Source organism: Hahella chejuensis KCTC 2396, assembly GCF_000012985.1.
GTDB classification, from domain to species: domain Bacteria; phylum Pseudomonadota; class Gammaproteobacteria; order Pseudomonadales; family Oleiphilaceae; genus Hahella; species Hahella chejuensis.
The window spans coordinates 6,238,987-6,251,486 of sequence record NC_007645.1 but is presented as its reverse complement, the minus strand read 5'-3'; the positions used below and the strand labels follow the sequence as shown (position 1 = coordinate 6,251,486).

11 protein-coding genes are annotated in these 12,500 nt (G+C 55.9%); 5 read left to right on the top strand and 6 right to left on the bottom strand.

Annotated elements, in window-relative coordinates:
• Positions 1 to 106: 106 nt before the first annotated feature.
• Both HCH_RS27490 and rpe read right to left on the bottom strand, forming a co-directional pair.
• On the bottom strand, positions 107 to 802 hold the full coding sequence (locus tag HCH_RS27490; RefSeq protein ID WP_011399819.1) for a phosphoglycolate phosphatase: 696 nt from the start codon (positions 800 to 802) through the stop codon (positions 107 to 109).
• A 29-nt stretch (positions 803 to 831) separates the two neighbouring features.
• Positions 832 to 1,509 (bottom strand): ribulose-phosphate 3-epimerase, encoded by a 678-nt coding sequence (gene rpe / locus HCH_RS27485; protein WP_011399818.1) that lies wholly within the window; start codon positions 1,507 to 1,509, stop codon positions 832 to 834.
• A 156-nt stretch (positions 1,510 to 1,665) separates the two neighbouring features.
• Between rpe and HCH_RS27480 the strand changes: the two genes are divergently transcribed.
• Positions 1,666 to 2,766: a DUF3530 family protein gene (locus HCH_RS27480; protein WP_041598972.1), complete on the top strand. Its 1,101-nt coding sequence runs from the start codon at positions 1,666 to 1,668 to the stop codon at positions 2,764 to 2,766.
• Here HCH_RS27480 and djlA read toward each other — a convergent pair.
• The 4 genes from djlA to HCH_RS27460 form a co-directional block, all read right to left on the bottom strand.
• Complete coding sequence (gene djlA, locus HCH_RS27475; protein WP_011399816.1) at positions 2,753 to 3,541, bottom strand: co-chaperone DjlA; 789 nt, start codon at positions 3,539 to 3,541, stop codon at positions 2,753 to 2,755. The genes HCH_RS27480 and djlA overlap by 14 nt on opposite strands.
• 84 nt (positions 3,542 to 3,625) lie before the next feature.
• Positions 3,626 to 4,315 (bottom strand): N-acetylmuramate alpha-1-phosphate uridylyltransferase MurU, encoded by a 690-nt coding sequence (murU, locus tag HCH_RS27470; RefSeq protein ID WP_011399815.1) that lies wholly within the window; start codon positions 4,313 to 4,315, stop codon positions 3,626 to 3,628.
• Positions 4,303 to 5,337 (bottom strand): aminoglycoside phosphotransferase family protein, encoded by a 1,035-nt coding sequence (locus tag HCH_RS27465; protein WP_011399814.1) that lies wholly within the window; start codon positions 5,335 to 5,337, stop codon positions 4,303 to 4,305. The genes murU and HCH_RS27465 overlap by 13 nt, the downstream gene beginning before the upstream one ends.
• Positions 5,338 to 5,436: 99 nt before the next feature.
• Positions 5,437 to 6,576: a patatin-like phospholipase family protein gene (locus HCH_RS27460; protein ID WP_011399813.1), complete on the bottom strand. Its 1,140-nt coding sequence runs from the start codon at positions 6,574 to 6,576 to the stop codon at positions 5,437 to 5,439.
• 242 nt (positions 6,577 to 6,818) lie between these two features.
• Between HCH_RS27460 and HCH_RS27455 the strand changes: the two genes are divergently transcribed.
• The 4 genes from HCH_RS27455 to rsmA all read left to right on the top strand — a co-directional run bounded on the left by HCH_RS27455 (position 6,819) and on the right by rsmA (position 12,488).
• Complete coding sequence (locus HCH_RS27455) at positions 6,819 to 9,212, top strand: LPS-assembly protein LptD (RefSeq protein ID WP_011399812.1); 2,394 nt, start codon at positions 6,819 to 6,821, stop codon at positions 9,210 to 9,212.
• Positions 9,213 to 9,304: 92 nt separating this feature from the next.
• The gene (locus tag HCH_RS27450) at positions 9,305 to 10,609 is read left to right on the top strand and encodes a peptidylprolyl isomerase (RefSeq protein ID WP_011399811.1); all 1,305 of its coding nucleotides are present in this window, start codon (positions 9,305 to 9,307) and stop codon (positions 10,607 to 10,609) included.
• Between the two features lie 66 nt (positions 10,610 to 10,675).
• Positions 10,676 to 11,680, top strand: a complete 1,005-nt coding sequence (gene pdxA / locus HCH_RS27445; protein ID WP_011399810.1) for a 4-hydroxythreonine-4-phosphate dehydrogenase PdxA — start codon at positions 10,676 to 10,678, stop codon at positions 11,678 to 11,680.
• Positions 11,667 to 12,488 carry a 16S rRNA (adenine(1518)-N(6)/adenine(1519)-N(6))-dimethyltransferase RsmA gene (gene rsmA / locus HCH_RS27440; RefSeq protein WP_011399809.1) on the top strand — a complete coding sequence of 274 codons (822 nt, stop codon included), beginning with the start codon at positions 11,667 to 11,669 and terminating at the stop codon, positions 12,486 to 12,488. Before pdxA ends, rsmA begins: the two co-directional genes overlap by 14 nt.
• Positions 12,489 to 12,500 lie beyond the last annotated feature (12 nt).

Here is a 12,500-nt window from a genome sequence, read left to right as displayed (position 1 = left end):
AGGCGTCTTAGCGCCTGTTTCTCTCTGCTAACTGCAAATAAAAAAGGCCGTCTTCTGCTATTGCTGCAGGGACGGCCTTTGTTTTTCTGATGAATCTTGGTTTGAGTTACTTCAACTCAATGAGCGAGTCCATGACCCAATCCGGATTGGCGTCGCGGATGTCTTCGCCGTGGTTGTAGCCGTAAGTGACGCAGGCGATTTTCATATTCGCGTGACGGGCGGCCAGTACATCATTGATGGAGTCGCCAATCATCAACGTAGAGCCTGGCTGCGCCTGTAAGGCTTCGCATGCATGCAAGAGTGGGGTTGGGTCTGGCTTTTTGACGGGCAGGGAGTCGCCGGACAAACTGATGGCGAAGTACTGCTCCAGTTTGAGGGCCTGCAGTATCGGTTGAGTGAAGCGGGCGGGCTTGTTGGTGACAATCCCCATCGCAACGCCTTGATCGCGCCAATGTTGCAACAACTCTTCCGCGCCAGGATAAATGCGGGTGCGCACGCAGCAGTATTCGTCATAGCGATCATAGAAGATCGACGCCGCACTCTGGAATTGCGCCTCTGCAACCTGTTGTGGCTCTTCCAGCTCCAATGCGTGCGCCAATGCCCGTTTGATCAGCATCGGCGCACCATTGCCCACCCATTCCCGCACTAACGCTTCTCCCGCTGCGCTGAAACCGGATTCCAGCAACATGAAATCTACCGCATCCGCCAAATCAGGCGCTGAGTCAATCAGCGTGCCGTCCAGATCGAATAACGCCAATTGTGGCAGGCCGTTTTCATAACTGGGGATCAAAAGGTCTGGCATGCTTCCGTTATTTCCTTGTCGCTACTGGTTTAAACGGACTGCGCCAAAGCAATCTGGTCGCGCATTTTGGCGATGGTCGCGGCGTAGTCGTCGGTATTGAAGATGGCGGAGCCAGCGACAAAGGTATCTGCCCCAGCGGCCGCGATTTCGCGGATGTTGTCCACTTTCACGCCGCCATCGATTTCCAGGCGAATTGGTAAGCCGCTGGCGTCGATTTTTGCGCGCGCCTCACGCAATTTGTTCAGGGTCGCGGGGATGAAAGCCTGTCCGCCGAAGCCGGGGTTGACGGACATTAATAGCACCATATCCAACTTATCCATTACATAATCCATATAATGCAAGGGCGAGGCGGGGTTGAACACCAGGCCGGCTTTACAGCCGCCATCACGAATCAGTTGCAGGGAGCGGTCAATGTGTTCGGAGGCTTCCGGATGAAAGGTAATATAGGTCGCGCCGGCTTCAATGAAGGAAGCGATCATCGCGTCAACCGGCTTGACCATCAGATGCACGTCGATAGGGGCTGTCACGCCATGTTTCCTCAAGGCTGAACACACCATTGGGCCAATGGTGAGATTCGGCACATAGTGATTGTCCATGACATCGAAATGCACGATGTCCGCTCCCGCTTCCAGCACGTTGACAACTTCCTCGCCTAATCTGGCGAAGTCTGCGGACAAAATCGAAGGAGCGATCAATGGATCAGCCATGGGAAAAGTCTCCGGTAAGATTGAGGCGCCGTCGCCGCATTGGCGTCCGGTCGCGGTCGCTTGAAATGCGGGGTATTGTATCGTGCTATGCTTTCAAAACACAGGTCGGCGCAAAGCGCTGGTCGAAATGTGCAGCAAGCGTATGGGCGCTGTTTTATGACGAAAATGCTCGCCGGAATTATTTTGGGGTGTTTGGTCTTTGGCCATGTTCCCGCGTATGCGGAGGAAAAGGCTGGTGCGGAAAAGAAATCTGCGCCTGTAACGAACCAGAGAGACTCGGCGCCGAATCCACAGGTAAATATGCTGCTTTCCCTGGCGAAGAGTCTTCCGGGCAGTCAAGTGTTATGGCTCAACGGCAAACAGGGCGACGCCAGCGCCATGCTGGCCTTATACCGACCTGCGAATGTGGCGGAGCAACAAGGTGCGGTTATGTTGCTGCATGATCGCGGACAGCATCCTGACTGGCCGCAGTTTATCCACTCGCTGCGAAATGAGTTGCCGGATGAAGGCTGGCACACGCTGTCTATTGCGCTTACTCCTCCGGCAGAGGCTAAAACGCCAAAGCGCGTTTTGCTGTCAGCGAGCGATAAAGAGTTTCCCTATGCGCCGAAGAAGCCTGCGGCAGATAACGCCCCGGAGAAAAGCAGTACACGCCAGTTGGAAACGTTAACGCCGGAGCAACTGGCGGAGACCAATGAAGCGACCGAACAGCTCGAACAGCAGCAGGCGGTTGAAGGTGTGGATATTGATGTCAGCGGGGAAGGGGATACGGTCGAAGAGACTGCAGAGAAGCCTGTGGAAGCGACTGTTGGAAATACTGAAAGGATCGAGTTGGGCATGCAGCAGCTGAGTGCGTTCGGGCAGGAAAACAAGGTGCTGCTCGGCGTTGGCAGCGGTGTTGACGCTATGCTGCGCTATGTTCTGGCGAATCCGCAAAGCATGGCTTCAGGACTATCCATGGTATGGATCAATGCGGAGGTCAGTGAGGGGCTGCTGGACGAAATTAAAGAAAAAGCGCAGGGCTTTTTCTCGTTGCAAGTGCTTGATCTGTATGACTCCGCTCTGGACCTGCAAAGCCGGAACGCCATGCAGCGACGGGATTTCGCACGCCGCAACGGCATGGAAGGCTATCGAGTCGAGGGAATGAGTGGGCTGAGCCTGATTCCCTCGTCTGAGAATGGACAGGTGACGCGAAAGGTGGAAAGTTGGCTGACTTTTCATGCGCCAGGCATGAAGAAGCAGACTAAACGGCTTTGAGCGCGCTTTTGATTTGGGCGTAGGCCTGCTGAATCTGTTGCGCCGTTACTTTGGCGCGTTCCACTTCATTAATCGGCGCCCCGCGCGCCGTGAGTTTATCGGGATGGAACTGATTCATCAGGCGGCGATAGGCTTGTTTGATCTGCTGTGCGTTGGCGTTTTCGCTGATTCCAAGAATGCGATAAGCATCGCTGAGGCTATGCTTTTGTGAATGGCCTTGCTGATGACGCGCCTTGAGGATTTCCTGAAAGATGAACTCGAACTCACTGTGGCTGATTCCCAGACCCTGTCGCAGCGTTTCCAGAGCGTTGCGTGTGGCCGGGCCCGGATCGCCCTCCGAGATCGCCACTTGAATGGACAGGTTCAGCAGCAAGGCGATGTTATAGGGATGGAAGCGATTCGCCTGGCGAAACGCGCGAGCTTCCGTCGCCAAATCGAAATCTCTGGCGGCGCCTCTGAAAAAAGCTTCGCGGCTGCGTTTTTGACGCGTTGCGTCCAGGTCAAGAAAGTGGGCGAGACTCATGGCGCGGGCTGCCAGAACAGTTTGCGCGTCGTCTTTATGCGCTTCCATCGAGCGGCTGATTCCCCCCAGTATGCGGAACAGGCTGTTCAGGGTGCGGGCGCTGTCGTGATGATTGAAACTGAAGCGCCATCCCGGGGTGAAAGGTTGCATGGTCTGGTCAAATTTGTCGCCCAGCCAGATGCCGAAGGCGGCGCCGAAAGGACCGCCGGACATGAATCCCATTACACTGCCGAAAAACTTACCCCACCACATCGTGCGCTCCTGTGCGTGATTGCGGCCATGGCGTTTACAGCTGCGCCTGAATGAACTCTTAAAAAGTGCTTGTGCAGAATGCGATCAAAAGGCGGCTTTCGTCAACTGTTCATCCAGCCACTGCAAACGATCCGGCGTGCCGATATCAAACCATAGTCCATTGAAACGCTCGCCGCTGACTTTGCCTTTGGTGATCGCCGCCCGCAGAACGGGAGCCAATGGATAAACGCCATTGGGTACGCCGGTGAACAGGCTGGGGCGGTATACGCCTATGCCTGAAAAGGTCAGTTTGCTTGGTCCGCGGGGAAGAACTCGCTCGCCATCGCCCAGCTGGAAGTCGCCGGTTTGGTTGTGGGAGGGGTTATCCACCAGCACCAGATGGGCAAGGTCTTCGCTTGAAAGTGGGCGATTAACCAAGCCGGAGAAATTGTAGTTGCTCCAAATGTCGCCATTCACCACCACGAATGGACTGTCCGCGCCATCGTCCAATAGCGGCAAGGCTTTCTTTATACCGCCGGCGGTCTCCAATGGCGAGCCTTCCGGGGAGTAGTGAATGCTTACCCCAAATCCCGATCCGTCACCCAGAAACTGCTCAAGTTTATCTCCGTGCCAAGCGTGATTGATAACCAGCTCGGTGACGCCGGCGCGCTTCAGCGCATCGATAATATGTTCGATCAGGGACTTATCTCCCGCCTGTAAAAGCGGCTTAGGTAGATTTTCGGTCAATGGCCGCATGCGCGTTCCGAGACCTGCGGCTAGAATCATTGCGCGCATAGGACAACCTCCGGGTTGCTTTCCAGTAGTCTGACAGCGGGAACCAGACGTTCCTGTATCCATTCGTTTATTTCGGTGAACTCATCGTATTTGCTCGCTACTTCAATAATGTAGTTGAGCGTGCGCGGGATATCGGCCAGATAGCCGTGTTTTCCGTCCCGAAGCGACAGGCGCGCGAATAAACCGGCGGCTTTCAGGTGACGCTGTACGCCGATCCAGTCGAACCAACGGGTGAATGTGGCGAAGTCCGCTCCGTTTAAGAGGACGGGATCTACCTGTTCATAATAGTAACGGCTCCAGGCTTCCACTTTTTCACAGGGCCATTTTACGTAGCAGTCTCTCAGCAGTGATGCCAAGTCATAGGCCAGTGGCCCTTTGACCGCGCCCTGAAAATCGATGACGCCCAGATCGCCTTGGTCAGGAATGAGCAGGTTGCGGGAGTGGTAGTCGCGGTGAGTGACCACCCGCGGCTGCTCCAGGGCGCTTTCCACCAGGCGGTTCATGCAGTGGTCCAGGTATTCCGTTTCGGTAGCGTCAAGGTTGAAGCCCAGCTTTTTCTCCAGCAGCCACTCGCGGAAGATGCTCATCTCAAAGCGCAGCATGGTTTCATCATAAGAAGGCAGCGCGTAGCCCTGTATGTCCGCGGCTTTCTGAATGGGAAGCAACGCGTCAATCGCCTGCCGATACAGTGTGTCCACCTGTAACTCCGGCGCGTTGGCGATGGCGTTCCCGAACAGGCGATCGCCAAAATCCTCTAATAATAGAAAGCCGTCTTCGAGGTTTTCTGCATAAATTTCAGGAACCCGGATGCCTCTTGCGCGCCAACTGCGGGCGATGGCGATAAAAGGACGGCAATCTTCCTGAGCCGGAGGGGCGTCCATCAATACAAACACGCGTTGTTCGCGGGTGACGCGAAAATAACGTCTGAAACTGGCGTCGCCGGATAAAAAGCTGACGTCGAACTGGTCATCGCCGAAATACGCGGCGAGCCAGTGGCGGATTAAATCAGGACGTTGGGTCATGGAATCTCTTGAGCTCTAAAGATGTACAACTGCTACCGGGCATGCAGGCCAAAGGCCCCTGATTATGCCGCTTTTCCGACCGGCTGCAACTGGCTGCGCCTACTGGCTGAAAAAATTCTCAATCTGTCGTGCATGAGCCTGGGCGTCCTGATAGCCCAATTTTATCAGGTCCCGCATAAAGGGGCCTTCAAACAGCAGATAACTGGCCAGACTGGCGCCGCCTTCCTGATTGGGCTTGCCTTGACCCAGAAACTGCCTTACGGCTTTGGGTAGCTCCCCTGCATGACGAGCGGCGATCTCATCAATGGGCTGGCTCGGGGAAATCACCAGCATCTCCAAAGGACGCATGCTGATGCCAGCCTCGCGTAAGCTTTCCTCCGGGACCAGTTTCAACAGCTGATTAATAATAAGGGCGCGGTCGATGTCATTCTCCATGGTGTCAATGAATGCGCCGTTCAGCATATGTTCCATGATCTGCGCCAAAGAGGGGTACTTGCCGCTTGTGCGGCGCACAGGGGCGCAGACCCGATTAGCGCTGACGCCAATGACCAGTATGCGGTCGCACCCGAGATGCACGGCCGGACTGAGCGGCGCCATATTGCGGACAACGCCGTCGCCGAAATACTCCCGGTTGATTCGTACGGGAGGAAAAATCGTCGGGATGGCCGCTGACGCCAGCAGGTGATCGACTTCCAGCTCACAACGCACGCCGACCCGCTGCCCCAAGTGCCACCCCTGAACGTCAGGCGAAGCCTCGAAAAAGCTGACGCTTTGGCCGCTGCGATAGCCGCAGGCGGTGAGGCAAACGGCGCGAATGCCTTCCGGACTGGCGATAGCTTCCCGCAGGCGGGTGAAATCAGTATGCGTGACCAGGAAGTCTCGTAATGGGGCGTTATCCAGCATGGAGGCGGGGATTTCTTTATCATCGCCGCTTAGAAACGACTTTACGAAGTGACCCATGCGTTTGGCCATGCCCCAGAAGTCGGAGCGATATACCTGTTCAGTACGCAGTTCGCTCCACAGGCTGTCCAGGCGTTCGACGCTATGTCGGAAAATATCGCCGCTACTGGCCAGGCCGACTGCGTTAATACCGCCGGCGGAGGCGCCGCAAATGATCGGAAACGGATAATGAAGATCCGGTAACTGATCGGAAATGGCTTTCAATACCCCTACCTGATAAGCTGCTCGCGCTCCACCGCCGGTTAACACTAATCCTGCGGTTTGGGAAGTTTGAGACACAGCGCCCCCTGAACGTATGGTTGTTTGTTTTTGTCTGTTGCTTAGAAATTAGCATAACACAATGCATCCGGATGCTATCTTTAAGGTTTTGCCGGACGCCGCGGTCCTCGCCGGTTCTCCGAATATTGCGGCTGTACTGACGTTGTCTGCGCCGCTATCATGTCCGGTTCCAAATTACAGCTGCCGTCATCGGGGGAGTTCGTTGGGTGGCGGGCATTTCTAAAAATGAATCAAGGGGTTTTATGAAGGAAGGGCGGAAGCGTCTGCGCGCCGGCTATTGTTACATGCTCGCCGGAGTGGTCGGTGTGGCTTCGACAGGGTCCTCGCGTGCGGATTCCGAGCCACAGTCCGCCGCCATGCTGGACTGGCGAATGCGCGAATTCCTGACCCCGCAGCAAATGACGACATTGGAGCCTCAATGCAGAGGAACCTATGTCGAGCCGGAATATGGCTTCGTCAATGCTCCTTCTACTACCTCAACTCCTGATAACGAGGCGCTACGGGCTCGTTCCGACACGTTGGTTTCTCCCAGTGAATCCGCCATGCGCCTGCAAGGCAATGTCAAAGCGCAGCAAGGCGCCTGGTGGCTGGAAGCGGACCAGGTTGAGCTGGATCGCCAGACAAATGTGGTGGATCTGCAAGGGCTAAAGGCCGCCAGGGCCCCGGGACTGCTTCTACACGGCGACACGGCTCGTTATAACCTGGACACCAAGGATTTCAGCCTGTCCGACGCCAGTTACCTGATACACCAACGACACGCCCGTGGCGACGCTGAACGGATAAGCAGCGCCGACGCCCAGTTGGTGCGCATCGAAGACGGCAGCTACACCACCTGTGACCCGACGCATAATGACTGGTCCATCGCCGCCAGTGAGATCATTCTGGATCGTGAGCAGGGCGAGGGCGCGGCTAAACACATGACGCTGCGGATCAAAGATGTCCCTGTGATGTATTTCCCCTACTTGCGCTTTCCTATTGACGACCGTCGCAAGAGCGGCTTTTTATATCCGACTATCGGAACGTCCAACACCGGCCGGGGCATGTCTTTCGGCATACCTTACTATTTCAACCTGGCCCCCAACTATGACGCGACCTATTCGCCGTTGTACATGCATGGCCGCGGCCTGCTGTCTGAGTTGGAAGGGCGCTGGCTGACCGAGGACACATATAGCGAAGTGCGCCTCGGCTACATCGCTCACGATAGTGAGTTCAGCAAAGAGAACCCTGACGAAAGCGGCCGCCGTTGGGCGTTGGACTTCACCAATCGTTATGACGTGAGTGAAAACTGGCGCTCCACCATTGATTACAACGTAGTCAGTGACAAGGACTATCTCAACGATCTTAACCGTACCCTGGAAATCCAGCAGGAAACGCACATCAAGCGTTCTTGGGACGTGGCCTATCTGGGCGGCGGTTTCAGTTTCAAGAGCCATGTGCAGGGCTACCAGACTGTCGACGACGATATCGTGGATAACGACCGGCCTTATATGCTGCTGCCGCAGCTGAGCTTTGGATGGGAGCGTGATTTCGACCCGGTGGCTTTCGGACTGGAGTCGGAGTTTACCTATTTCTGGCGTGACGATGAGAATCTCGATCCGGCCAGGGACCAACAGGTAGTGGGCGCTCGCTGGCGTACGCAGCCGAGCCTGACGCTGCCGCTGTCCACGACCTGGGGTTACCTGACGCCGAAACTGCGTCTTGATCATACTGATTATCAACTGGAGCAGCGCGTGACGGGGCTGGATGAGTCCATCAGTCGCACAGTGCCTTTCTACAGTCTGGACGCGGGCATGTATTTTGATCGCACGCTGAGCTTATTTGGCGATGAATACAATCAGAGCCTCGAGCCGCGCTTGTTTTACGTTTATTCCCCGGAGCAGGATCAGGACGATATTCCTGACTTCGACACTTCCGTTGCGACATTCAGTTATTCTCAGCTCTATAAAGAAGACCGCTTTGTCGGCGGCGACCGCGTTGGCGATAACAACCGTCTCACACTGGGCGTGACCTCGCGTTTTAACGACCGCGCCACCGGCGCAGAGCGCCTCCGCGCCAGCGTCGGCCAGATCTTCTACTATGAAGATCAACAGGTCGGTCTGGGGACGGAAGGCCTCAGCGATGAAAGCGAATCGCCCTGGGCGGGAGAGCTGGTCTGGCGTCCTAACGACAGATTCGACTTCAAAGTGGAAGGGCTGTGGGATTGGCAGGAGCGCCAAACTGAAAAAGGCGCCACCACGTTGGCGTTCCACGATCCGGAATATCGCAAATTGCTCAACCTGAGCCATCGTTATACCCATAACGACCTGGAACAGACGGATGTGTCCGTGCTTTTCCCCGTGACGGATTCCGTCAGCGTGTTGGGCCGCTGGTTTTTTGATCTGGTCAATCACCGTACCATCGGTACTATGGCCGGTGTAGAATACAACGACTGCTGCTGGCGCTTTCAGGTTATCGCCAGAAGCTTCCTGAAAGATGCGGACGATACCGAGAACAGCGAGCTGGATCACGGCGTCTTTCTGCGTTTCCAATTGCGCGGCCTGGGTAATATAGGCAGTCGCTTTGAAGACGTGATGGCTAAGGAAATGCGCAACTTTAACGAGCGCGAAACCTACCGCGCGGAGCGCTATCAATGGTAAGACCGCATTGTGGGCCCGTCTCTCGCCACGTTGACGGCCGGCGATGAACAGAGTTGATCAAAGTACAGTTTTATTCAGATATACAGGGTTTCATGAAAACGCTAAGACTTAATTTCAGATCCGCCATTCTCAAAGCGCTGGGCGCGCTGTTACTGCTACAGGGATGCCTGGCTCACGCGCAGGTGCAGGAGCTTGATCGCGTAGTGGCGGTGGTTAACGACGACATCGTGCTGTACTCCGAGCTGCAGGATCGCGCCAGCCGCATCAAAGACAAGCTGCGCCAACAAAAAACGCCTTTACCGCCAGAGGCTGTGCTGCACGAGAAAGTACTGGATCAACTGGTGCTGGAAAGCATCCAGATGCAGATGGCGGACAGAGGAGGCATCCGGGTCAGCGACTCACAGCTGAACCAGACCATGCAGAATATCGCCAAGCAGAACGGTATGACCCTGGACCAATTCCAGCAGGCATTGAGCGAGGAGGGCGTGACTTACCAGAGCGCCCGCGAGCAGATCCGTCGTGAAATGATTATCTCCCGCGTTCAGCAACGCAGCGTTGACAGTCGGGTGCGCGTGACGGAGAAAGAGGTGAACGACTTTCTTAAATCCGCGTCAGCCAAAGAGCAGCGTGCGGAGGAATATCACTTGGCCCATATCCTGATCGCCTTGCCGGAAAATCCCTCTGACGCGCAGCGCAAAGAGGCGGAGAGCAAGGTTGAGAAGATCCGTAGTCAGCTTGATCAGGGCGTGGACTTTAAACAGCTGGCGATTACTTATTCAGACGCATCTACCGCCACGCAAGGCGGAGACCTGGGCTGGCGTAAGCCTGACCAGGTACCGTCCCTGTTTGCGGACGTTGCGCCCAAGTTGGCGCCGGGCCAGACTTCAGAGCCCATTCGCAACAGCAGCGGCGTGCACTTCGTGGCCATGTTGGAAAAGCGCGGCGGCGTCAGCAAGGTGGTTGAGCAATCAAAGGTCAGACATATCCTGGTTCAGCAAAATGAATTGCGCGACGAAATCGCAGCGAAAAAACTGATCGAAGAAATCTATGGCAAAGTGCAGGCTGGCGAGGATTTCGCTGAATTGGCCAAGGCCTATTCCGACGATGCTGTCAGCGCAGCCGCAGGCGGTAGCCTGGACTGGGTGAACCCGGGCGATATGGTGCCTGAGTTCGATCAAATGATGCGGGAAACTCCTGTCGGCGCGGTCAGTAAGCCGTTCCAGAGTACTTTCGGTTGGCACATCCTGCAGGTGCAGGATCGCCGCGAGGCGGATATCGGCGACCGGCTGATGGCCAGCCAGGCCAGACAGGTACTGCATCGCCGTAAGTATGAAGAAGAGTTGCAGAACTGGTTGAGCGAAATCCGCGACGAAGCGTTCGTTCAGCTCAAGCTATAGCATATTGACCTTGCGCTTTCTCACAATGGGGAGGCGCTACTGACGGCGACGGACAGGAGCCAGACGTTGAAAATAGCGATCACACCGGGAGAACCTGCGGGCATCGGGCCGGATATTTGCGTCGCTCTGGCGCAAAAGAGCTGGCCGGCCGATTTGGTGTTTGTTTGCGACCCGGAAGTGCTGCTCAAGCGGGCGGAAAGCCTGGGGATTCTGCTGAAAGTGGAAATTTATTCGCCAGGGGATGATAGTCCGCCTCATACGCGTCAGCCGGGATCGGCGTTGGTGTTGCCCGTATCTTGCGGCGCGCCAGTGACTCCTGGCGAGCTGAACCCCGCCAACTCCCAATACGTGTTGAATACCCTGCGTCGCGCCATTACAGGCTGCCTGCAACGGGAGTTTGACGCCATGGTGACGGCGCCAGTGCATAAGGGCGTAATCAATGACGCAGGCGTTGCTTTTTCCGGGCATACGGAGTACTTGCAGCAGCTCAGCAACTCGTCGCAAGTCGTGATGATGCTGGCGTCGGATGCAATGAAGGTGGCGCTGGTCACAACCCATCTGCCTTTGTCGCAAGTCGCCCGCAGCATTACGGATGAGCGTCTGGAGAGGGTGATTACCGTTCTGCATAAAGATCTGCGATACAAATTCGGCATCGCTGATCCTCGCATCATTGTGGCGGGCCTTAATCCCCATGCGGGTGAGGGCGGCCATATGGGGCGCGAGGAAATCGACATTATCCAGCCGGCGCTGGAACGCTTGCGCGGTCAGGGGATAAATCTCATTGGCCCGTTGCCGGCGGATACCCTGTTTACCCCAAAAGTCTTGGAAACGGGCGACGCTGTTTTAGCCATGTACCACGATCAGGGGTTGCCGGTGCTGAAGTATCAGGGCTTTGGGCGCGCCGCGAACATTACATTGGGACTGCCCTTTATCCGAACTTCCGTTGATCATGGCGCCGCGCTGGATCTTGCTGGTACGGGAAAGGCGGATGGCGGCAGTCTGGAAACTGCTTTGGAATACGCAATTAATATGGTTGAGCGCAGTCGGGGAAGCATTCATGGGAAGGCATAACGAGAACATCGGGCATCAGGCGCGCAAGCGTTTTGGGCAGAACTTCCTGCATGATCAGGGCGTCATTGACCGTATCGTGCGGTCCATCAACCCCAAGTCCGACCAGAATCTGGTGGAAATCGGACCAGGACTGGGCGCGTTGACGGAAGAACTGCTGAAGAGCGGCGGATCTGTGACGGCGGTGGAGCTGGATCGGGACCTGACGCCTATTCTGCGTACGAAGTTTTTTAATTATCCCCAGTTCAATGTCATTGAGGCCGATGCGCTGAAATTCGACTTCACGCAGCTGGCCACGCCGGAGCGGCCAATGCGTCTGATCGGCAATCTGCCGTACAACATTTCCACGCCGCTGATTTTTCATCTGCTGACTTTCCGTGGACTGGTGCAGGACATGTATTTCATGCTGCAGAAGGAAGTGGTGGATCGACTGGCTGCGAAGCCTGGTGAGGACGCATACGGGCGTCTGGGCGTCATGGCCCAGTATTACTGCAAAGTGGAGTCTCTGTTTAATGTCGGTCCGGGCGCCTTTCAGCCCGCGCCCAAGGTCTGGTCGGCTATTGTCCGGTTGACGCCTTACACGGAGCCGCCGCTGGCCTGCAAAGATGTTGCGACGCTAACCACGGTGGTGCGTCAGGCGTTCGCAATGCGCCGCAAGACCTTACGCAATACCCTCAAGCAGTTGATTACCGTAGACGCGCTGCAGTCACTGGACATTGATCCGCAAATCCGGCCGGAACGACTCGGTCTGCCTGAGTTTGTGAGAATCGCGGACTATGTATATGATCACCCGCTGGAAAACGAATCATAAGAGTATCAGCGC